Here is a 20,578-nt window from a genome sequence, read left to right as displayed (position 1 = left end):
ACAACAGACATAGAGTCTTTTCGTCGTTCGATCGCCTGAGCCATTCTTTTCCCCATGCCGACCCATGCATTCACCATACGCAAACTCGCCGACGCGGCAGGCGTTGGCGTGGAGGCGGTGCGCTATTACCAGCGCGGTGGATTGCTGGCTGCGCCGGATCGCGTGGACGGCGGCTTCCGGCAGTATTCGGAGGACGATGTCCGTCGTCTGCGCTTCATCAAGCGGGCTCAGGCATTGGGGTACTCGCTGGAGGACATCGCCGAACTGATGTCCTTGAGTACCAAGCGTGATCGGCTGCGCGTGCGGGAAATCACCCGCGAACGCATCGCGGAGATCCGGGAGCGCGTGGCCGACCTGCAGTCGATGGCCTCGGCGCTGGAAAATCTGGCCGATTGCTGCGCCAAAGCGCCAGAAGGTTCGGCCTGTTCGATCATCGCCGCGCTGACCGGGGAGCAGGACTTAGATCCGGCCATCGCCGATCCGAGCCTCGTTGCGCAGGCAAGCGTTGCCGGCCGACGCAGATCCGTGCGGCCGGGCGCTGAAGCCTATCACCGCACTGATGGGGTGGCCGCATGACGATGACGCGCATGTTCAGGCGATTCGTCTGCCGGCTGATGCTCGGTGTGCTGGTCTTCGGCCAGTTGGCCATCGCTGCCTACGCCTGCCCCGCACTGTCGGGCATGCCGCAGTCGCTTCCGACGATGGCCCTGAATGCGTCGGCCGCGGCGATGCCCGGTGATGAGGCCGGTGCTGCGATGGCCGTGTCGCCCGACATGGTCGCAACGTCAGACATGGCCGCCATGGCGAGCTGCGACCAAATCGACGACAACGCCGCCAACTTGTGCGTAGAGCACTGCCGTTTCGGCCAGCAAAGCGCCGACCATGCGTCGGCCCCGACCGTACCCGCGGCGCTGCTGACGACCCTCTACACCCTTCCGGTGCAACCCGAGCCTCTCGGGCATGGCTGGCCTTCGGCCGACGTGATATTCCGGCGCGTCGCGGCGTCTCCGCCGCACGCCATCCTGCACTGCTGTTTTCGCATTTGATCTCCTGACGCTGGTGCGGCCGGCCTGAGCCGGCTGAACCAGACCGATCGGTCGCGCTTGCGCGTGTCCGCGAGTTTCCGCTCGCCCCCGCCAAGCTCCATTCGACCTGATGGCATTCGTCAACTGGAGATCCCATGTTCATCGACTCTTTTTCTTTCCGCACGCCGGGCGGCGCTGTGCCATGGCGCAGGCTTGCTGCCGGCATCGTTGCGGCATTCGCCATGGGCGCCGGTGCAGCCCATGCCGCCGACGGCCTGACGCTGGATCAGGCGCTGCGCCTGGCACAAACCCGTTCTCGCGCGCTCGTGGCCCAGGATGCGACGGCATCGGCCGCACGGGACATGGCGGTCGCCGCCGGACAGCGGCCAGACCCCACCCTCAAGCTCGGCATCAACAACCTGCCCGTCAACGGCGCGGATCGGTTCAGCCCGACGCGCGACTTCATGACCATGCGCTCCATCGGCGTGATGCAGGAGTTCACACGCGAAGACAAACTCAAGGCCCGTGCCGGGCGCTACGAGCGCGAGGCCGAAGTCGCCGAGGCCGGGCGCAGCCTGGCGCTCGCCAACCTGCAGCGCGACACCGCCTTGGCCTGGCTGGACCGTCTCTTCCAGGAGCGTGTGCGCGACATGCTGGTGACCCAGCGCGACGAAGCGCGCCTGCAGATCGACGCCGCTGATGCCGCCTACCGGGGCGGGCGCGGCACGCAAGCCGATGTGTTCGCCGCCCGTTCGGCGGTCGCCCAGATCGACGACCGCATCGAGCAGGCCGAGCGCCAGGTCGCCACGGCCCGCACGCAACTGGCGCGCTGGATTGGCTCCGTCGCAAGCGATCCCCTGGGCTCGGTTCCGGCATTGGATACGGTTCGCCTGAGCCCGCAGGATTTGGAAGCCCAGTTGGCCCACCACCCTGAAATCGCCGTGATGCAAAAGCAGGAAGAGGTCGCGCAGGCCGAAGCCGACATCGCGCAAGCCAACAAGAAGACCGATGTGAGCGTCGAGCTGATGTACAGCCAGCGCGGCCCGGCCTACTCGAACATGGTCTCGCTCAATGTTTCGATCCCGCTGCAGTGGGACCAGAAAAACCGCCAGGACCGCGAGCTGGCCGCCAAGCTCGCCAGTGTCGAGCAAAAGCGCGCCGAGCGCGAGGAAGCCACGCGCGCCCATGTGGCCGAGGCACTGGCGATGCTGCAGGAATGGCGCAGCGACCGAGAGCGCCTGGCGCGCTACGACAGCTCGCTGCTGCCACTGGCCACCGAGCGCACGCGCGCCTCGATCGCCGCCTACCGCGGCAACGCGGGCACCTTGACCGCGGTGCTAGAGGCACGCCGCGCCGAGATTGACACGCGCGTCGAACGCTTGCGCCTGGAAATGGGCGCGGCGCGCCTGTGGGCACAACTGAACTACCTGGTGCCGGCTGGTCACGACACGGCCGCACCCCGCCCCTGAGCACAACCGAGAGACCTCCCATGAAAACCAAAAACCTCGTGATGGCCCTCGTCGCCGCCGGCGTGCTGGGCGCCGCCGGCTACGGCCTCTACACCCTCGGCATGCGCCACGGAGCCGACATGCCGGCCACGCCTTCGAATCCCAGTGGCATGGCATCGCCGCAAGCGGCGACTCCCGCTGTTGCTGCGCCTGCCAATGAGTCGGGCGAGGACGCCACGCGGCGGCATATCGCGGCCGGCCTCAAGGCCGGCGACGTCGATCCCGCCAATGGCAAGAAGATCCTGTACTACAACGATCCCATGGTACCGGCGAACAAGTTCGACAAGCCGGGCAAGTCACCCTTCATGGACATGATGATGTCGCCGGTCTATGCCGACGGGGATGCAGATAAGGGAAACGTCACTGTCAGCTCGCGCATCCAGCAGAACCTCGGCGTTCGCACCGCCGAAGTGACCGAAGGCACGCTGTCGCCGCAGGTGTCGGCGGTGGGCAGCATCGCCTTCAACGAGCGTGACCAGGCGATCGTGCAAGCGCGTGCCACCGGGTACGTCGAGCACCTGTACGTGCGTGCCACGCTGGACCCGGTCGCCAAGGGGCAACCGCTGGTCAGCCTCTATGTCCCGGACTGGGTTGCTGCGCAGGAAGAGTTCCTGTCAGTACGGCGCATGAAAGGCACGGACCTGGGTGGGCTGGTCGACGGTGCGCGCCAGCGCATGCGCCAGGTCGGCATGGACGATGCCCAGATCGCGCTGGTCGAGCGCAGCGGCAAGACCCAGCCACGCATCACGCTGAGCGCGCCCATCGGCGGCGTGGTGGTCGAATTGCTGGCGCGTGAAGGCATGACGGTGATGCCGGGCGCGACGCTGTTCCGCATCAACGGCTTGTCCACCGTGTGGGCCAACGCCGAGGTGCCCGAGAGCCAGGCCGCGCTGCTGCGCCCGGGCGCCAAGGTGCAGGCCCGTAGCCCGGCCGCGCCCGGCAGCAGCTTCGATGGCAAGGTGCAGGCGATCCTGCCCGAGGTGAATCCGAGCACGCGCACACTGAAGGCTCGCCTGGAGCTCGCCAATCCTGGCAGCCGGCTGGTACCGGGGATGTTCGTCACGATGAACTTCGTGGACATGCGGCCCGACAAGACGCTGCTCGTGCCCACCGAGGCGGTGATCCAGACCGGCAAACGCACGGTGGTGATCGTGGCCGAAGACAACGGGCGCTTCCGTCCGGTCGATGTCGAGGCGGGCCTGGAGAACAGTGGCCAGACCGAGATCAAGCGCGGCCTGTCGGCGGGGCAGCGCGTCGTCGTGTCCTCGCAGTTCCTGATCGACTCGGAGGCCAGCCTCAAGGGTGTCGAGGCCCGCTTGAACAGCGAGCCGGCCGTGGTTGCCCCAGCTTCGCCTTCGGCCCCGGTGGCCGCCAGCGCGCCACGGCATGTCGGTGAGGCCAAGGTCGTCAGCGTCGGCAAGGACGCGTTGACCCTGTCGCACGGCGCCATTCCCACAATGAAGTGGGGCCCGATGACGATGGACTTCAAACTGCCGCCCGACGGCGCGGCGCGCAACGTGCAGGTCGGTGATCGCGTGCGCTTCGAGTTCTTCATGGGCGCGGACGACCTGCCGCAGCTCACGCACGTCACGCCGATGGCGGCCGGAGGCAAGCCATGATCGCCAAGCTGATCCGCTGGTCCATCGCCAACCGCTTCCTCGTGCTGCTGGCCACCTTGGCACTCAGCGCCTGGGGCATCTATGCGGTACAGCGAACGCCGCTGGACGCGCTGCCCGACCTGTCGGACGTGCAGGTCATCATCCGCACCACCTATCCGGGCCAGGCGCCGCGCATCGTCGAGAACCAGGTCACGTACCCGTTGACGACGACGATGCTCTCGGTGCCGGGCGCAAAGGCGGTGCGCGGCTACTCGTTCTTTGGCGACTCCTTCGTCTACGTGCTGTTCGAGGACGGGACCGACCAATATTGGGCGCGCTCCCGCGTCCTCGAATACCTCAACCAGGTGCAGTCGAGGTTGCCGGCCCAGGCTAAGGCCTCGCTCGGTCCGGACGCTTCCGGCGTGGGCTGGATCTACGAGTACGCACTGGTCGACCGCAGCGGCAAGATGGACATCTCGCAACTGCGCGCCCTGCAGGACTGGTTCCTCAAGTACGAGCTCAAGACCGTGCCCGACGTGGCCGAGGTTGCCTCGGTAGGCGGCATGGTGCGCCAGTACCAGATCGTGCTTGATCCGGACAAGCTCGCGGCCTACGGCATCCCGCACACCAAGGTCGTGGAGGCGATCCAGCGCGCGAACCAGGAGACCGGCGGCTCGGTGCTCGAACTCGGCGAGGCCGAATACATGGTGCGCGCCTCGGGCTACCTGGGGAGTCTTGAGGATTTTAGGAAGGTGCCGCTGATGACGACAGCCGCCGGCGTATCAGTGCGCCTGGGCGACGTGGCCCGGGTGCAGATCGGTCCGGAGATGCGCCGCGGTATCGGCGAACTCAATGGCGAGGGCGAAGCCGTCGGCGGCGTGATCGTCATGCGCTCAGGCAAGAACGCGCTGCAGACCATTGCCGCGGTCAAGGACAAGCTCAAGGGCCTGGCGTCCAGCTTGCCGCGGGGCGTGGAGATCGTGCCGGTGTACGACCGCTCCGGGCTGATCGAACGCGCGGTCGACAACCTCACGCACAAGCTGATCGAGGAGTTCATCGTCGTCGCGGTGGTCTGCTTCATCTTCCTGTTCCACCTGCGCTCGGCGCTGGTCGCGATCATCTCTCTGCCCCTGGGCATCCTGGCGGCGTTCATCGTGATGCACTACCAGGGCGTCAACGCCAACATCATGTCGCTGGGGGGTATCGCGATCGCCATCGGTGCGATGGTCGACGCGGCGGTGGTGATGATCGAGAACGCCCACAAGCATCTGGAGCACTGGAGCCATGAGCACCCCGGCGAGGTGCTCGAAGGGCCGGCCCGGTGGCGGGTCATCGGTGACTCGGCGGCGGAGGTGGGGCCGGCGTTGTTTTTCTCGCTGCTGATCATCACGCTGTCCTTCGTGCCTGTGTTCACGCTGGAAGCGCAGGAGGGACGCCTGTTCTCGCCGCTGGCGTTCACCAAGACCTACGCCATGGCGGCTGCGGCCGGCCTGTCGGTGACCTTGATTCCGGTGCTCATGGGCTACCTGATCCGTGGCCGCATCCCCGATGAGAAAAACAATCCACTCAATCGCCTGTTGATCGCGGTCTACCGGCCGCTGCTCGACAGGGTGCTGCGCGCCCCAAAGCTCACGCTCGTGGTGGCGGTCGTGGTGCTGGCCACCAGCCTGTGGCCGCTGCAGCACATCGGCGGCGAGTTCATGCCGCGGCTGGACGAAGGTGACCTGCTGTACATGCCTTCGGCGCTGCCGGGACTGTCGGCAGGAAAGGCGGGAGAGCTGCTGCAGCAGACCGACCGCCTGATCAAGACGGTGCCGGAGGTCGCGAGCGTCTACGGCAAGGCCGGCCGCGCGGAGAGCGCCACCGACCCCGCTCCGCTGGAGATGTTCGAGACGACGATCCAGTTCAAGCCGCGCGACCAGTGGCGCGCCGGCATGACGACCGACAAGCTGGTCGAGGAACTTGACCGCATCGTCAAGGTGCCGGGCCTGTCCAACATCTGGGTGCCGCCGATCCGCAACCGCATTGACATGCTGGCCACGGGCATCAAGAGCCCTGTGGGGGTTAAGGTCGCGGGCACCGACCTAGCAACCATCGATCGCATCACCGCAGAGATCGAACGCACGCTCAAGGACGTGCCCGGCGTCAGCAGCGCTTTGGCCGAGCGGCTCACGGGTGGGCGCTATGTGGATGTGAACATCCGGCGCGACGATGCGGCCCGCTACGGCCTGAACATCGCCGACGTGCAGTCGGTGGTCTCGTCCGCCGTGGGCGGCGAGAACATCGGCGAGACGGTGGAAGGCCTGCAGCGCTTCCCGATCAACCTGCGCTACCCGCGCGAGATGCGCGATTCGCTGGAAAAACTGCGCTCCCTGCCCGTCGTGACCGAGCGCGGCCAGCGCCTGGTGCTGTCCGACGTGGCCGACATCCGCATTGCCGACGGGCCGCCGATGCTGCGCAGCGAGAACGCGCGCCTGTCGGGCTGGGTGTACGTCGACATCCGGGACCGCGACCTGCGCTCCGCGGTGCAGGACATGCAGCAGGCCGTGGCCAAGCAGGTAAAGCTGCCGCCGGGCTACTCAATCTCCTGGTCGGGACAGTTCGAGTTCCTGGAGCGGGCCACCGCCAAGCTCAAGGTAGTGGTGCCCTTCACGCTGCTCATCATCTTCGTGTTGCTGTACCTGACCTTCGGCGCGTTCGGTGAAGCGCTTCTGATCATGGCTGCGCTCCCATTCGCGCTGGTGGGCGGCATCTGGCTGCTGTACCTGCTGGGCTACAACCTGTCGATCGCGGGTGCGGTGGGCTTCATCGCACTGGCTGGCGTGTCCGCCGAATTCGGCGTGATCATGCTGCTGTACCTCAAGAACGCCTGGCAGGAGCGAGTCGGCCGCGGCACGACCAGCGAGGCCGATCTGCTGAATGCCATTCGCGAGGGCGCCGTGCTGCGCGTGCGGCCCAAAGCGATGACGGTGGCCGTCATCCTGGCCGGCCTGCTGCCGATCATGTGGGGCACGGGCACCGGCTCCGAGGTGATGCAGCGCATCGCCGCGCCGATGGTGGGAGGGATGGTCACGGCCCCGTTGCTGTCGATGTTCGTCATTCCCGCGGCCTACCTGTTGATGCGGCGGCCGCGCGAGCGCAAGGCATCGCGGCGGATGTTCTGGAGGCGTCGTCATGCGGCCACTTGAACGCTCCGGTGGCGGCCGCGCATGGGGTGCGGCGGTGCTTTGCCTGTCGCTGCTGCTGGGCACAGCGACACGCGCTGCCGTTTCCGCCCAGGAGATTCAGCACGCCGGCCCGGTGATGACGGCAATGGTGGCCTCGCGCCCGTTGCCCAGCAGCGCCGACGATTGCCAGGTATGCCCGGCTTGTGCCATCGCACCGGCACCAGCGGCTCACGCATTCACCGGCGAATGCGAAGCGCGAGAGCAGGCTCCGGTGGCCTGGCTCGCGCTTGCGACGGTGGCGCCGGCGCCGACCTGGTTCTTTGATGCGGGAGGCGGTCGACTGCGATGGCCTGTACGCCTAGCGTTCTGCCGGTGGCTGGATTGATCCGATGAGGCTCCTCTCGGACTTTTTGGATCAACCAACCTTGGAAAACCATCATGAAAAAATCACTGCTCCCCCTCATCGCCGCCCTGGCGCTGGGCGCTTCTCTGCCTGCACTGGCCGGCCCCGACTTCCAGGCCATCGAGAAGGCACGCGCAGCCAAACAGGCGGCAGCAGCATCGCAAACGGCCAGTACCACCCGAGTCGACGGCACCACAGGTCAGCGGGTGAACTGCCCGACCGACCCGCTGGTGCTGCCGCTGGATCACGGCCCGCGTGCCCAAACGACGCCTGGAGAAAACCGGATGCGCAAGGCGCGTTACGAGGCCCAGGTCAAGGCATGCACGAACCCCGGGTCGTGAGCACCAGCCCATGACTCTCCAACGCTGGCCATTCCCAGTGGCCGCGTTCCATCCGGGGCCTGCCAGAAGGCCGGCCCCATTTTTAAAGCTCAGAAAAGGAAATCCATCATGAAACTCGTCTCAACCGCAACGCTGATCGCCGCCTTGGCGTTTTCTGCTGCCACCTTCGCCCAATCCGGCGACATGGGCAGCATGAAGATGGAGGGTAAGGGCATGCAGGAGTGCATGGACATGAAGGGGATGAAGGGCATGGACATGAAGGACATGGATGCCAAGAAGTGCCAGGACATGATGAAAGGCATGGACGCCAAAGGCACCGCCAAGTCCGCGGCCCATGAGGCCGATGCCGTGGTGAAGGAATTTGACGCGGTCCAGGGCAAGGTCACCCTTGCGCATGGCCCCGTCAAGAGCCTGGGGTGGCCCGCGATGACCATGGCGTTTGGCGTCAAGGACAAGGCCCTGTACGACAAACTCGCCGTGGGCGCGAAAGTCCACGTCGGGTTCAAGAAAGAGGGTGACGGCTACGTCGTGACCTCGGTCAAATAACGCGCCGCAGACGATGTGAGCCTGCGACTACGGTGAACGCGCACGCGTTTCGTAGTCGCATCCTTCCTGCAAATTGATCAAGGTGATCAGCATCGTCACCCAAGGCGTTTTTCTGTTTCACCGCAGATGCAGGGCGATCCCGGCCACTGGAGCATGGCCGGCCACGCTGTCGTGCTGCGCATTGAACCCCTGCGGGTTTCGCCCCATGCGGGCTCTCATCGCTGACACCTCCGGCCCAACTTGCTGACCAGGGCCTGCGCGCTGCGCTTGCCAAGACCGGGTGTAGCTGGATGGTGGGGTGTGGCGGCTTGCTGTCTCCCCATGGTGCCACGGCGTTCGCGCCGTAAAGGGCGGCGCGCCATGGGCGCTTGCGGCCTGCGGCCGTCGTGCCCCTTGACGGCTTGCGCTGCGCCGTGACCCGCAGGGGCTGGGCAATTCCGCCCGGCATCCTTTCAGGAGTTCAGCATGAACTACGCATTCATCACCGACGAGCAGCGTGCGCTGCTGCTGGCCAACGGCCGCGCATCCTTGGAGAACCCGGACTTCGATCCGGCGCCCGTAGTCAAGCTGTTCACGCCCGATGCGGGCGCGACCTGGCTGCTGACCGAGATTGATCCCGACGACCACGACCACGTCTTTGGTCTTTGCGACCTAGGCCTGGGGATGCCGGAAATCGGCTGGGTCAGCCTGGGCGAGCTGGCAGCGGTGCGCGGGCGGCTGGGGTTGCCGATCGAGCGTGACCTGTCTTTCCGCGCCGAGAAGCGGTTGAGCGCCTATGCGCGCGATGCGCGCTTGGCCGGGCGGATCGCTGTCTGACCTGGCCTTGGGAGCGCCGCAAGGCGCTCCTTGTGCTTTCTCGACCATCGAAGGAGATCAATGCCATGAGCAGCCATCACGACTACATCATCGAAATCACGGCGCAGCACGATGCGCTCAAGCCGTTCGCGCCGGAGAACGGCCAGCCCTTGCGCTTCAAGATCGGCGACGCGGTGATCTACACCAACGAGTACGGCGCACAGTTCCGGCGCCGCGTCACCGGGTTCTACCAGCCCACCGGGCTGTCGGGTCTGTACGCGCGCGGTGCGCGATACCTGCTGGACTCGTCATCGCCGTGGATGCCGGTTGCGGAATCCAGCCTGCGTCCTGACGACTCGGCATGATGCCTACGCGCCCCTGACGGGGCGCTGCGCGCTTCGCTTGCCTCCAGGGGAAAGCCCTGCGGGCTATCCCCGCCGCGCGATGCTTGGCACCCCTCAAAGACCGCCGAACCGGCTGCGCCGGATCGGCCAGACAACATCAGCCGCAGATCGACGATGCCTCGCGTTTGCTCATCCTGATCCAGTTGTTCATTCCACTTTGAAGGCTGGGCGTCCCCGGCCACCTGGGAGATAGCCGGTCGCGCTGTCGTGCGCGTGGCGCATCGAGCCGCCTGCGGCGTCTCGCCCCTTCGGGCTTCCATCGTTCCCTCGCTCCGCTCGGCTGACGCCTCCGGCCCGGCTTCCAGCTTCGGGCCTGCGCGCTTCGCTTGCCGTGCGGTCGGTGTGTAGGGACGGCCGTTGCCATGTCCAGCCGTCTTCCCTGACTTCATCACCTTCACCGCGACTGTAGCCCGCGGCTGTGTGCCGTCAAGGCGCGCAGGGCCGTGTCCTCGGCTGCGCCTGCGGGCCGCACCAACCCTGCGCTTGTCTCCTTGACGGCCCCCGTCCGCGCGCTCCTGACCGTCGCGGGCGATGAACTCAGGAAGGACGGTGGCAACAGGGCCAACCGGGTTCCTCGTGCCGACCGCACCGAACAGCCGAAAGGCTGGGCTCCGAATCTAGGAATCCGGTGTGCGGTTTTCTTCAACAGCCTTTTTGTTCAGGAGAACGACATGCTTGCAACCCGTTTCGCTTCCCACTCCCCGGCGCTGCGCAGCGGCTACCCGCTGTCCGATGACCAGATTCGCAGGGTGGCCCCGTCCATCTTCGCGGATGCACCGCATGAGAGCCGTTCCGAGCGGTACGCCTATATCCCCACCGCCGCCGTGCTGACCGAACTGCGCAAAGAGGGGTTTCAACCCTTCATGGTGACGCAGACCCGCGTGCGCGATGAAGGCAAGCGCGAGCACACGAAACACATGCTGCGCCTGCGCCATGCCAGCCAGATCAACGGCGCGGAAGCTAACGAAATCGTGCTGCTGAACTCCCATGACGGCACGAGCAGCTACCAGATGCTGGCCGGAATGTTCCGCTTCGTGTGCAGCAATGGGCTGGTGTGCGGTGACACCGTGGCCGATGTGCGCGTACCCCACAAAGGCAACGTGGCCGGGCACGTCATCGAAGGCGCTTATGAGGTGTTGAGCGGCTTCGAGCGGGTGAAGGAATCGCGCGACCTGATGCGCGGCATCACCTTGGACGATGGCGAATCGGAGGTGTTCGCCCGTGCTGCGCTGGCGTTGAAGTACGACGACCCGGACAAGCCAGCGCCTGTCACCGAATCGCAAATTCTGATGCCGCGCCGCTTCGACGACCGCCGCCCGGACTTGTGGAGCGTGTTCAACCGCACTCAAGAAAACCTCACCAAAGGCGGCCTGTCCGGGCGCAGCACCAACGGACGCAGGCAGCAGACCCGCCCCGTGCAGGGCATTGATTCCGACATTCGGCTGAACCGTGCCCTGTGGCTGCTGGCCGATGGTATGCGCCAGCTTAAGGCTTGAACCGTTCCCCCGCCGGAGGGGCGGTTCCCCTCCATTTCCTTGTTTCACTTATTGGAGATTCACCATGAACGCCGTTACCACTACCGAAGCCCGCGCCGTCCACACCGCAGCCAGCAGCGCAGCGAACGTGCTGCAAGCCGCCGACCCGAGCAAGCACATGATTCTGGTTCCGCTGTCGCGGCTGGTGCTGCGCCCCACGGGCCGCAATGTGCGCAAGACCCCGCGCATGTCCATCCCCGAACTGGCCGCGAGCATCCAGCGCGTTGGCCTGCTGCAAAACCTGATCGTGATTCCCGCCGCTGATGGCGAGCATTACGAGGTGGTGGCCGGTGGCCGACGCCTTGCAGCCCTCAAGCTGCTGGCGAAGAAACACCGCATCGCCAAGGATTGGGAGGTGCCTTGCCTGCAGGTGGCCGATGGCACGGCCCGCACGGCCAGCCTCACCGAAAACGTGCAGCGCGAAGCCATGCACCCCGCAGATCAGTTTGAAGCGTTTGCGGCATTGGTGGCCGAGGGCCGGCCCATCGAGGACATTGCGGCGGATTTCTCCGTCACGCCGCTGGTGGTGCAGCGCCGCTTGAAGCTGGCGAATGTCTCGCCCCGCCTGATGGCCGACTATCGCGCCGATGCCGTGACGCTGGATCAGTTGATGGCGCTGTCCATCACCGACGACCACGCCGCGCAGGAGGCCGCGTTCTATGATGCGCCACAGTGGCAGCGCAACCCGTCCAACTTGCGCGAGCGGCTGACCGAGCGCGAGATTGGGGCATCGCATCCGCTGGTGCGCTTTGTCGGGTTGGACACCTACGAGCAGGCAGGCGGAGGCATCCGCCGCGACCTGTTCGCGGAAGGCGATGCGGGCGTGTACCTCAACGATGCCGCTCTGCTGGAAACGCTGGTGCGCCAGAAGCTGGCGAGCATTGCCGACACAATCCGCACCGAGGGCTGGGCATGGGTGGATGCCACGCCGGGCGTGACCCATGCCGACCTGCACGCCTTTCAGCGTGCGCCGAGGGAGCGCCGCGCACCGGGCAAGCGCGACGCACAGCGCATCGAGAAGTTGCAGGCCAAGATGCAGGAAGTGGCCGAAGCCATTGATGCCGCGATGGACGCCGACGACGAGGACAAGGCCGAAGCCTTGCAGGAAGAAGGCGAGCGCCTGGGCGAGCAGTTGCAGGCATTGGAGGATGGCTTGCTGGACTATGCCGCGAGCGTGAAGGCCGCAGCCGGTGCCATCGTCACCATCGACCGCAACGGCGAAGCCGTCATTCATCGCGGGTTGCTGCGCGAAGCCGAGGCCAAGGCGCTGCGCACGCTGGAGAAGCTGCGCCAAGGTTTTAGCGGCGCGGAAATCGAAGGCGACGACGACGGCGAAGATGCCGACGAAGCACCCAAGGCCGCAGCCATGTCCGACCGGCTGGCCCAACGCTTGAGCGCCCACCGCACCGCCGCGCTGCAAACCGAAGTCGCCCGGCATCCGCAGGTGGCGCTGGCGGCGCTGGTGCATGGCATGGTGCAAACCATCTTGCAGGGCAGTCACTACGGCCACGATCTGCCGCTGGGGGTTCGCCTCACGGTGCAGGACAGGCTGGAAGGCATGGCCCCGGACTGGCCGGAATCGCCTGCTGCTGTGGCTCTGCACGAGGCGCAGCAGGCATGGGGCGAGAAGCTGCCCGAGGACAGCGCCGAACTGTTCGCTGCGCTGCTGGCGATGGAGCAAGGCGAACTGGTCAAGCTGCTGGCCGTGTGCGTGGCTTCGACGGTGGACGTGGTGACGCCGCGTGCCACGGTGCAGCAGCCGGGCGCGGAACTAGCGCAGGCCGTGGGGCTGGACATGGCCGCGTGGTGGCAGCCGACTGCCGAGGGGTATTTCCGGCATGTTCCAAAGGCCGTGATTCTGCGAGCCGTGGGCGAGTACGCGCCCGAGCACGTCACCCGGTTGGCAAAGCTGAAGAAAGCCGACATTGCCAGCGAAGCCGAACGACTGGCCGATGGTACGGGCTGGATGCCCGCCATCTTCAAGGCCATAGGCTCGCAGGGAGCTGCGCAGGAGGAAGGCCCGGAACAGGACGCCCCGGAGGATGCCGAGGTAATGGCGGATGAACCCGCCGAGGCGCTGGCTGCTTGACCCGCGCCAATGGCAATCGCCCCGGCCTTGACCGGGGCGCTTCGCTGGAAGGAGAACCGCCCCATGACCCGCACCACGACCAGCCGCCCGCGCATGGCGGCGATCTACGCGCCCGGCACGGTGCGCGCCCGCCGCTGGCGCGGCGATGGCGACGTGTGCGGCTACCTCCCGCCCTCGGGCTGGACGACGCGCGCCGACCTCGCCGACATTCACCCCATCACGGGACGCGCCTTGCCGCGCGCCGTGTGGTGGCTCATCAAAACGAAGGAATAACCGCGATCAGCACCGCGCCCAGGCCGTTCCGTCCTGGGCGCGGTAAAAGCCCAATCCGGGCGCGGCGGTGGCCGCGCCCGGTGTTGAAGGCCCAACAGCTCCATCAGAACGCCGCCGCCTTCGCTGGCACTCAGGCGGCGGCGTTGAAATTGCCGGGCGTCACGCCCGGCAACGCGCTGTCGGGTTTTCCGGCTGCGCCTCATGCCGTCTTTGCTGTTGTTATAATATAGCCCCCTAGACTATATTAATTGTCGGCTGTCATGTCCCATACCTCTCGCCAGAAAGACAAGCTGGTCGCCCGTGTTCGCCGCATCAAAGGGCAGTTGGAAGGCATCGAGCGCGCTTTGGAATCAGACGCGGCGTGCGTGGAAGTGCTACGCCAGATCGCGTCAGTGCGCGGCGCGGTCAATGGCCTGACCGCCGAGGTGATGGAAGACCATTTGCGCGAGCACGTCCTGGAAGTTGAAACGGACAAGGAGCGCCGCCAGGGCGGCGAGGAAATGGTCGAGGTCATCCGAGCCTACATGAAATAAACCCGCCGCCCGCCGGCGACCTTTTCCAGATGACAGGGACTCCCCGATGACAATGACCTATACCCCCTCGGCCTCAGGCCACGACCATTTCTTTCTCGGCAGCGACCACCAGCGCAATGAGCGCAAGGTGTGGCTGGTGATCGCTCTCACGGCCAGCATGATGCTGGTGGAAATCGTGGCCGGTTCGATCTACGGCTCCATGGCGCTGGTGGCCGATGGATGGCATATGTCCACCCATGCGGGCGCGATGCTGATTACCGCGCTGGCCTACCGCTTTGCGCGCCAGCATGTGGGCAATCCGCGCTTTACCTTCGGCACGGGCAAGCTCGGCGATCTGGCCGGCTTCGCCAGCGCGATCGTCCTGGCCTTGATTGCCCTGCTGATCGCTTGGGAAAGTCTGGTACGGCTCACCCAACCCATCCATATCGACTTTAACCAGGCGATCGCCGTGGCTGTCGTGGGCCTGGGCGTCAACCTGGTCTGCGCTTGGCTGCTGAAGGACGACCATGCGCATCACGGTCACAATCATGGACATCACCACCACGATCACGACCATCATGTGCCAGGCAAGAGCCGCGACAACAATCTGCGCGCCGCGTACATCCATGTGTTGGCCGATGCGCTGACATCCGTATTCGCCATCGTCGCGCTGCTGCTCGGCCGCAGCTACGGCTGGCTGTGGGCTGATCCGGTCATGGGTGTGGTGGGCGCGCTGGTGATTGCCCGCTGGTCATGGGGGCTGATCCGGGACTCCGGCAGCGTGTTGCTCGATGCGGCAGTCGAGGGCGAGGAAGTGCGGCAGGAGATTCGGGAGGCCGTGGAGCCGACGGGAAGCGAGGTTACAGATCTGCATGTCTGGCAGGTGGGGCCAGGGCATTTCGCGGCCATCGTCTCACTGGTGGCTCGGGAGCCCCAGGAGCCCGCGCACTACAAGGCACTGCTCGCGCATATTCACGAACTGTCGCATGTCACGATCGAAGTGCAGCGCGGGGCCGCATGAGCATCGGCGTCACCTTGAAGGCTTGGGCCAGGCGGATCAAGCGTGATGGCGTGACGCTGTGGTTTGCCGGCAAGCATCCCGGCACGCCTTGGTATGCCAAGGCGCTGGGGCTGTTCGTGGTGGCCTATGCGCTCAGTCCCATTGACCTGATTCCAGACTTCATTCCGGTGCTGGGTTATGTGGACGATGTGATCTTGTTGCCCGTGCTGATCTGGTTGACTGTGAAGCTGCTGCCATCCGATGTGCTGGCGCAATGCCGTATTCAGGCCGATGAATGGATGCTGGCGGAAGGCGCCAAGCCGCGGAGCCGGTTCGGGGCAGTGATGATCGTGGCGCTGTGGCTGGTGATGGGGGTGGCATTGTGGTTCTGGCTCATGCCGCATCTTTAGTTTTTCCTGAGGGCATATTGAATGGCATGGGCGTGTCGGCGCGAAGCGCCGCCGGGCTTTCGAGCTGCGTCCCGTGCTTCGTGCCGAATTACGGCCATTCGGCTTCAATCCCTCACGCCTTCGCGCCTGCGCTTGCCTCCTGAGGATCGGCGCAAGGCTCATCCCTGCCGCGCGGTGCTTGACGCCCGTCGAATACCGCCGAACCGGCAACGCCGGATCGGCCAAGCCGGCGCCCCCGCCGCGATGGGCGGGGAACTGGCGAATACGCTGGAGCTTGCTGCGGCAGGTTGTACGGATGCGTGCCGTCCCCGACGCTGACGGTTCCTGCCCATCACGTTACGAAGGACGGTTCACGGGCATCCCGCCCGGCATCGCTATGGAGCTTCCATGCCACGCCTCAAGACTGGCGCCGCAAGGTGTGACCGGGGCGTTCTCGCCCGTCATTGGGGTGTTGACCTGGCCCGCGTCTGGGAGCGAGCCAGTGCAGCGTTCGTGCGGGGATGCCGAGTCAGCCCTGTCTCCTTTCGAAGCGGTTCGGCCCAAGGCGTCCTTGTCTTGTTGTGAATCCTGGCGGTGGCACGGCTGCGCCTCGGGCTTTATGGCTGCAACCGTCCGGCGAAAACAATTTCCCCCTGCGCTGCGCGCATTCCTCGCGGGACAAATTCTTTTCGCCTCCCGGTTCTCCACTGCGTTGCGACCGCAAGCGGTGCAGCCAGCCCGTCTCCCGCCGGTCGGATCACAACAAGGACGCGATGGGCGCGAACCTTGTTCAATCGTAAGGAGATTCATCATGGCAACCATCGGCACCTTCACCGCGGACAAAGACGGCTTCACCGGCACGCTGCGCACCCTGACCCTCAACGTCAAGGCCAAGCTGGTTCCCAACGACAAGGGGGACAACGAACACGCCCCCGACTTCCGCGTGCAGGCGGCGGGCTTCGACATCGGCGCGGCGTGGAAGAAAGTCAGCAAGGCCGAACGGCCCTACGTGTCCGTGACCCTCGACGATCCTTCGTTCCCAGCAACGGTCTATGCCCGGCTGATCGAGGAAGAGGACGGCACGCACACGCTGATCTGGTCGCGCAGCAAGCCCCAGGCGGCCTGATGGCCGCCAGCGCCCCGCCCACGCGGCGGGGCGCCGTGCCGCTTTCGCAGAGCTGCATGGAAGCCTGGTCATTGCAGGAGCGTGGCCCATGTTGGGCCGCTTCTGTTGAGGCATGGGGCGAGTCTGCGGCTGCAAGAACGGCCGGGCGTGTCGGTGCCTTGCACCGCCGGGCTTAGCTGGCTGCGCCCCGTGCCGTCTTTGTCGTCACGGCCATTCGGCGCCAATCCCTCACGCCTTCGCGCCTGCGGCGCTGCGCGCGTCGCTTGCTCCAGGGGATCGGCGCAAGGCCCATCCCCGCCGCGCTGCACTTGGCGCCCCTTGAACACCGCCGAACCGGCTTGCGCCGGATCGGCCGGGCCAGCGCCTACGGCGGGGCCGCCGCTGCGAGCTGGCTTTCAGCCTCGCTCATTAGCACTGCCGTGCTGCATTCGAGCGCGCCAGCGATCTTGAAAATGATCGCCAGCGTGGGCATGTGCTCGCCGCGCTCGATCTTCCCCATGTGGGAACGCTCGATGCCGGCCTGGTGTGCCAGCGATTCCTGCGCGATGCCGCGCTCCATCCGCAGAGCACGCACCGCCGCGCCGAAGGCGTGGGCCAGCTCGGCGTCATGGGTGGTGGAGCCGGCCGGTCGGCCGCGCTGGACGGTTCGCTTCTGCATAGACAGAAGCGTCAATTCGCAGCACAATTAAAACCACGTTATCTTTAACTCATTCATTCCGAATCAATCCTTTTTCGTGCTTCTACGTCTTTACAGAAATACGCATTTGCGGTTTTTCACGGAAGCACAAAACCGAATCCGTGCATTTCCTCAAATCCGCCGATACGGCTTTACGCTTTCACGCTTCGGTGGATTTGTTCCAAGAAAGGGCTGCCCATGAACCGACTCATCACCGAGGACGAGCGCAGGCAGTTGCTGGCCCACGGCCAGAATCGCGCCGCTGGCGGCTCCATCGACCCGTTGCCCGTGGTGCGGTTGTTCACGCCGGACGCGCATCTCACTTGGCTGCTGGCCGCGCTCGATCCGGCCGATGGCGATACGGCCTTTGGCCTGATCGACCTGGGGCTGGGAATGCCCGAGCTGGGCACCGTGAAGCTGTCCGATCTGGAATCCATCGTCGGGCCACGCAAGCAGCCCGTGATGCGGGATCGGTATTTTCAGGCGGCACGCCCGCTGTCGGAATATCTGCGGCTGGCCCAGGAGAATGGTTCCATCCTCGATTGAACCGTTCGCACTGCGGCCAAGCGGGGCGTATTGGGACTATTTCAGTCTTATTCCAGACCTGTCCGGTCTGAATCCGCACTCTTGCATTCAACCCGTGCTGGTGTGACCCAATCAGTCACGATCTTTTATGCGGGTACGGGCACGGTGTTTTGTGCCGCATGACGTTGTCGGGTCGGGCGGTCGTCGCATTCGGACGGGATTCGCAATACACCGGAGCCAATCAGTCTTGACACCGCATGTTACATGCTTGAATTGATGCAGATGATGGTTTTGATCTGGATGCGATAGCTTCGTTTTGATCGGCCCGTGGCGACGTTCCTGCTGTTCGACAGGAGCTTTCGTCATGGTCAGCCCTCACCATTTCCCGCACTGGTATCCCACCGCCGCCTACCTCTACGTTCTGCGGCTCGATGCACTCGCACTGGCCTGGGAGTACCTGCGGCGCCATCCCGACTACCGGCTCGACTGGCTGCACCGTCATCGCCGGCCGCAGGCGGCACAGCACGCGGCGCATCGCTGGGGCTTACGCCTGCTGGAAGACCCAGCCTTGGATGCGCGCGACGCGCATCCGGCCTGGCTCCCCGGCCATGCCGGCGTGGTGCAGCTCTACCCCGATGCCGACCCACCGCAGAATGCCACCGCCTTCGCGTTCTGGCGCATCCCTGGTCACAAGCAATTGATCCACGATGGCAAGCGGCTGGTGCTGATCGCGCGCAGCCCTGGCCATTGCCTGCGCTTCGCGCTGGCACCCGGCCTGGAGGACGGCATGGCTGTCGCCTATGCCCATCACGGCGGTGCTGCCGCACCTGCACGCGGCCATGCGCCCGGTGCGGCGCTGGCCAATGCTCGGCCCCGGCCATCGCATTCGGCCTTGCTGGAACTGCACACCTTGCAGGCGCTCGACGCAACCCTGGCGGGTGCGTCCTTGCGCGATGTGGCCGAAGGCTTGTTCGGCGTGGATGCCGCAGCCGGTTGGTACAGCGACGGCGGCCTGCGCTCCAAGGTGCGCCGCCTGACGCGGCGCGGCGATGCGCTGATGCGCGGCGGCTATCGCCGCCTAGCACAGCTTGCGCCGCTTGAGAAGGGTCGTTTTGAAGGCCACGCAAAACGACCCTGAGCAAGAGAGCTTCATTTTCTGAGACTGCCTCCATCCGGTTGCGCTGTGTGGCCGGAGCCCTGCAACCGATGGAGGTTCTCACCATGCGTCCTGCTCCCTTGCGGCCTGCCGCCGCTCCCGCAACCACCTCGGCCGCTGTCGCGCAACCGCAGCGTTATCTCACCAACGACGAAGCCGCCGACTACCTGCGACTGTCACCGCGCACGCTGGAAAAGCAGCGCGTGCTGGGCGGCGGCCCCAAGTTCCGCAAATTCGGCCGCCGCGTCATGTACGCCGTGGCCGATCTCGATGCCTGGGCTTCCGAGCGCAGCTTCGAGAGCACATCCGATCCCGAGTACGCCGAGCAGCATTCGGCGGACAGCCGTGCGCGCTGACCGCTGGCGCGCGGGTGGCTTTCGCCATGTCCAGCCCTGCGCTGCCGTCCCGGCAGCGGCTCGTGCCAGAGCGCGAACAGCTCGACCTGTTCCGTGCCCTGCCGGGCGACATGGCGCCGCGCGACAGCCAGGATTTGATGGCCTTTCCGTTCTTCTCGCTGGCGAAGTCGCGGCGCGTGGCGCCGATCGACTTCCGCGCCAGCGGCATCACGATCCGCGTGGAGGGAACGCAGGAGCATGGCATCGCCACGATTTGGGATGCAGATGTGCTCATTTGGGCGGCTTCGCAGATTGTGGAGGCGCGCGACGCGGGCTTGCGTCCATCGCGGCTCATGCAGGCCACGCCCTACGAGATCCAGCGATTCATTGGGCGCGGTACGTCGCTGCGCGACTACCAGCGCCTCAAGGCGGCCTTGGATCGCCTGCAATCCACGACGGTGGCCACGTCCATTCGGGAGACCACGGGAAGACGGCTGCACCGCTTCTCGTGGATCAACGAATGGAAGGAACTGGCCGATACCAAGGGCACGCCCTTAGGGCTGGAGCTGATCCTGCCGGACTGGTTTTACGCGGGCGTCATGGATGCCGCGCTGGTGCTGACCATCGACCCAGCGTATTTCCGGCTCACGGGCGGCATCGAGCGATGGCTGTACCGGCTGGTGCGCAAACACGGCGGGCGACAGCCGGGTGGTTGGCAATTCGATTTCCGACACCTGTATCGGAAATCGGGCAGTGCCACGCGCTTCTCAGACTTCGCCTACGACCTGCGCGCACTGGTCGCGCGGCAGTCGCTGCCCGGCTACGTCCTAGGCATCGAGCGGATGCCGGACAACAGCGCCGAGCTGCTGACCTTCCGGCCCGTGCCGTTCGCGGCACGGGGATAAACGGTGCGCAGCTTGTGGACGGGCTCGTGCTATCAGGAGTACGAGGTATCGTGCTATCGGGAGTACGACTCTCGTGCTATCAGGAGTACGGATCGGCCGCAAAGCCAATAACGGCGCGGGTTTCGGCCTCCCCTAACTTCCCTAACTTAAAACATCTAACTGGTAGTAGAAGCGCCGCACCTCGGTGGAAAACCGCCACGCGGCGCGAAGCACAGCGGCAACAACCGGGCTTTCCAACAGGGAGGGCCAGGCCATGATCGTCGCGCTGCT

General features: G+C 65.6%; 21 protein-coding genes. 20 read left to right on the top strand and 1 reads right to left on the bottom strand.

What is annotated here, in order from left to right:
• Window positions 1–54 precede the first annotated feature (54 nt).
• From PO605_RS06195 to PO605_RS06120, 16 genes are all read left to right on the top strand, one after another.
• Complete coding sequence (locus PO605_RS06195; RefSeq protein ID WP_012202409.1) at window positions 55–576, top strand: MerR family transcriptional regulator; 522 nt, start codon at window positions 55–57, stop codon at window positions 574–576.
• Window positions 573–1,046: a hypothetical protein gene (locus PO605_RS06190; RefSeq protein ID WP_012202408.1), complete on the top strand. Its 474-nt coding sequence runs from the start codon at window positions 573–575 to the stop codon at window positions 1,044–1,046. Before PO605_RS06195 ends, PO605_RS06190 begins: the two co-directional genes overlap by 4 nt.
• Before the next feature lie 134 nt (window positions 1,047–1,180).
• Complete coding sequence (locus PO605_RS06185) at window positions 1,181–2,494, top strand: TolC family protein (protein WP_016451578.1); 1,314 nt, start codon at window positions 1,181–1,183, stop codon at window positions 2,492–2,494.
• 20 nt (window positions 2,495–2,514) lie between these two features.
• Complete coding sequence (locus PO605_RS06180; protein WP_016451577.1) at window positions 2,515–4,152, top strand: efflux RND transporter periplasmic adaptor subunit; 1,638 nt, start codon at window positions 2,515–2,517, stop codon at window positions 4,150–4,152.
• Window positions 4,149–7,319 (top strand): efflux RND transporter permease subunit, encoded by a 3,171-nt coding sequence (locus PO605_RS06175; RefSeq protein ID WP_016451576.1) that lies wholly within the window; start codon window positions 4,149–4,151, stop codon window positions 7,317–7,319. The genes PO605_RS06180 and PO605_RS06175 overlap by 4 nt, the downstream gene beginning before the upstream one ends.
• A 417-nt stretch (window positions 7,320–7,736) precedes the next feature.
• Window positions 7,737–8,042: a hypothetical protein gene (locus tag PO605_RS06170; protein WP_016451575.1), complete on the top strand. Its 306-nt coding sequence runs from the start codon at window positions 7,737–7,739 to the stop codon at window positions 8,040–8,042.
• A 108-nt stretch (window positions 8,043–8,150) separates the two neighbouring features.
• Window positions 8,151–8,588 carry a copper-binding protein gene (locus PO605_RS06165; RefSeq protein WP_016451574.1) on the top strand — a complete coding sequence of 146 codons (438 nt, stop codon included), beginning with the start codon at window positions 8,151–8,153 and terminating at the stop codon, window positions 8,586–8,588.
• Between the two features lie 465 nt (window positions 8,589–9,053).
• Complete coding sequence (locus PO605_RS06160) at window positions 9,054–9,404, top strand: DUF2958 domain-containing protein (RefSeq protein WP_012202402.1); 351 nt, start codon at window positions 9,054–9,056, stop codon at window positions 9,402–9,404.
• Window positions 9,405–9,469: 65 nt separating this feature from the next.
• Window positions 9,470–9,748, top strand: coding sequence for a hypothetical protein (locus tag PO605_RS06155; protein WP_012202401.1), 279 nt, complete (start codon window positions 9,470–9,472; stop codon window positions 9,746–9,748).
• A gap of 710 nt (window positions 9,749–10,458) precedes the next feature.
• The gene (locus tag PO605_RS06150; protein WP_012202400.1) at window positions 10,459–11,283 is read left to right on the top strand and encodes a DUF932 domain-containing protein; all 825 of its coding nucleotides are present in this window, start codon (window positions 10,459–10,461) and stop codon (window positions 11,281–11,283) included.
• A 64-nt stretch (window positions 11,284–11,347) separates the two neighbouring features.
• Window positions 11,348–13,411, top strand: coding sequence for a ParB/RepB/Spo0J family partition protein (locus PO605_RS06145; protein ID WP_016451573.1), 2,064 nt, complete (start codon window positions 11,348–11,350; stop codon window positions 13,409–13,411).
• 63 nt (window positions 13,412–13,474) lie between these two features.
• A complete protein-coding gene (locus PO605_RS06140; RefSeq protein ID WP_012202398.1) occupies window positions 13,475–13,684 on the top strand; it encodes a hypothetical protein in 210 nt (69 codons plus the stop codon).
• A gap of 260 nt (window positions 13,685–13,944) precedes the next feature.
• Window positions 13,945–14,217 (top strand): metal/formaldehyde-sensitive transcriptional repressor, encoded by a 273-nt coding sequence (locus PO605_RS06135; protein ID WP_012202397.1) that lies wholly within the window; start codon window positions 13,945–13,947, stop codon window positions 14,215–14,217.
• 52 nt (window positions 14,218–14,269) lie between these two features.
• Window positions 14,270–15,217 (top strand): CDF family Co(II)/Ni(II) efflux transporter DmeF, encoded by a 948-nt coding sequence (gene dmeF, locus PO605_RS06130; RefSeq protein ID WP_017405395.1) that lies wholly within the window; start codon window positions 14,270–14,272, stop codon window positions 15,215–15,217.
• The gene (locus tag PO605_RS06125) at window positions 15,214–15,606 is read left to right on the top strand and encodes a YkvA family protein (protein ID WP_012202395.1); all 393 of its coding nucleotides are present in this window, start codon (window positions 15,214–15,216) and stop codon (window positions 15,604–15,606) included. The genes dmeF and PO605_RS06125 overlap by 4 nt, the downstream gene beginning before the upstream one ends.
• A 790-nt stretch (window positions 15,607–16,396) precedes the next feature.
• Window positions 16,397–16,711 carry a DUF736 domain-containing protein gene (locus PO605_RS06120; RefSeq protein WP_016451571.1) on the top strand — a complete coding sequence of 105 codons (315 nt, stop codon included), beginning with the start codon at window positions 16,397–16,399 and terminating at the stop codon, window positions 16,709–16,711.
• A gap of 364 nt (window positions 16,712–17,075) precedes the next feature.
• On the opposite strand, the gene PO605_RS06115 is transcribed toward PO605_RS06120, so the two are convergent.
• Window positions 17,076–17,369, bottom strand: a complete 294-nt coding sequence (locus PO605_RS06115) for a helix-turn-helix domain-containing protein (protein WP_012202393.1) — start codon at window positions 17,367–17,369, stop codon at window positions 17,076–17,078.
• A gap of 216 nt (window positions 17,370–17,585) precedes the next feature.
• Between PO605_RS06115 and PO605_RS06110 the strand changes: the two genes are divergently transcribed.
• The 4 genes from PO605_RS06110 to PO605_RS06095 all read left to right on the top strand — a co-directional run bounded on the left by PO605_RS06110 (window position 17,586) and on the right by PO605_RS06095 (window position 20,308).
• Entirely contained in the window at window positions 17,586–17,933 is a 348-nt protein-coding gene (locus PO605_RS06110; RefSeq protein WP_012202392.1) for a DUF2958 domain-containing protein, read from the top strand.
• Window positions 17,934–18,276: 343 nt separating this feature from the next.
• Complete coding sequence (locus PO605_RS06105) at window positions 18,277–19,050, top strand: DUF2285 domain-containing protein (RefSeq protein WP_016451570.1); 774 nt, start codon at window positions 18,277–18,279, stop codon at window positions 19,048–19,050.
• Window positions 19,051–19,133: 83 nt separating this feature from the next.
• Entirely contained in the window at window positions 19,134–19,424 is a 291-nt protein-coding gene (locus tag PO605_RS06100) for a helix-turn-helix transcriptional regulator (protein ID WP_016451569.1), read from the top strand.
• A gap of 26 nt (window positions 19,425–19,450) precedes the next feature.
• Entirely contained in the window at window positions 19,451–20,308 is an 858-nt protein-coding gene (locus PO605_RS06095) for a replication initiator protein A (protein WP_012202390.1), read from the top strand.
• Window positions 20,309–20,578: the final 270 nt, after the last annotated feature.

The organism is Delftia sp. DT-2 (assembly GCF_028401915.1).
Lineage (GTDB): Bacteria > Pseudomonadota > Gammaproteobacteria > Burkholderiales > Burkholderiaceae_C > Comamonas > Comamonas tsuruhatensis.
This window is presented reverse-complemented; position numbering and strand designations above follow the sequence as displayed.

Bases quoted from the DNA above. Each gene is read 5' to 3' on its own strand.
- PO605_RS06195 (WP_012202409.1), top strand. From the start codon at position 55: ATGCCGACCCATGCATTCACCATACGCAAACTCGCCGACGCGGCAGGC.
- PO605_RS06190 (WP_012202408.1), top strand. From the start codon at position 573: ATGACGATGACGCGCATGTTCAGGCGATTCGTCTGCCGGCTGATGCTC.
- PO605_RS06185 (WP_016451578.1), top strand. From the start codon at position 1,181: ATGTTCATCGACTCTTTTTCTTTCCGCACGCCGGGCGGCGCTGTGCCA.
- PO605_RS06180 (WP_016451577.1), top strand. From the start codon at position 2,515: ATGAAAACCAAAAACCTCGTGATGGCCCTCGTCGCCGCCGGCGTGCTG.
- PO605_RS06175 (WP_016451576.1), top strand. From the start codon at position 4,149: ATGATCGCCAAGCTGATCCGCTGGTCCATCGCCAACCGCTTCCTCGTG.
- PO605_RS06170 (WP_016451575.1), top strand. From the start codon at position 7,737: ATGAAAAAATCACTGCTCCCCCTCATCGCCGCCCTGGCGCTGGGCGCT.
- PO605_RS06165 (WP_016451574.1), top strand. From the start codon at position 8,151: ATGAAACTCGTCTCAACCGCAACGCTGATCGCCGCCTTGGCGTTTTCT.
- PO605_RS06160 (WP_012202402.1), top strand. From the start codon at position 9,054: ATGAACTACGCATTCATCACCGACGAGCAGCGTGCGCTGCTGCTGGCC.
- PO605_RS06155 (WP_012202401.1), top strand. From the start codon at position 9,470: ATGAGCAGCCATCACGACTACATCATCGAAATCACGGCGCAGCACGAT.
- PO605_RS06150 (WP_012202400.1), top strand. From the start codon at position 10,459: ATGCTTGCAACCCGTTTCGCTTCCCACTCCCCGGCGCTGCGCAGCGGC.
- PO605_RS06145 (WP_016451573.1), top strand. From the start codon at position 11,348: ATGAACGCCGTTACCACTACCGAAGCCCGCGCCGTCCACACCGCAGCC.
- PO605_RS06140 (WP_012202398.1), top strand. From the start codon at position 13,475: ATGACCCGCACCACGACCAGCCGCCCGCGCATGGCGGCGATCTACGCG.
- PO605_RS06135 (WP_012202397.1), top strand. From the start codon at position 13,945: ATGTCCCATACCTCTCGCCAGAAAGACAAGCTGGTCGCCCGTGTTCGC.
- dmeF (WP_017405395.1), top strand. From the start codon at position 14,270: ATGACCTATACCCCCTCGGCCTCAGGCCACGACCATTTCTTTCTCGGC.
- PO605_RS06125 (WP_012202395.1), top strand. From the start codon at position 15,214: ATGAGCATCGGCGTCACCTTGAAGGCTTGGGCCAGGCGGATCAAGCGT.
- PO605_RS06120 (WP_016451571.1), top strand. From the start codon at position 16,397: ATGGCAACCATCGGCACCTTCACCGCGGACAAAGACGGCTTCACCGGC.
- PO605_RS06115 (WP_012202393.1), bottom strand. From the start codon at position 17,369: ATGCAGAAGCGAACCGTCCAGCGCGGCCGACCGGCCGGCTCCACCACC.
- PO605_RS06110 (WP_012202392.1), top strand. From the start codon at position 17,586: ATGAACCGACTCATCACCGAGGACGAGCGCAGGCAGTTGCTGGCCCAC.
- PO605_RS06105 (WP_016451570.1), top strand. From the start codon at position 18,277: ATGGTCAGCCCTCACCATTTCCCGCACTGGTATCCCACCGCCGCCTAC.
- PO605_RS06100 (WP_016451569.1), top strand. From the start codon at position 19,134: ATGCGTCCTGCTCCCTTGCGGCCTGCCGCCGCTCCCGCAACCACCTCG.
- PO605_RS06095 (WP_012202390.1), top strand. From the start codon at position 19,451: ATGTCCAGCCCTGCGCTGCCGTCCCGGCAGCGGCTCGTGCCAGAGCGC.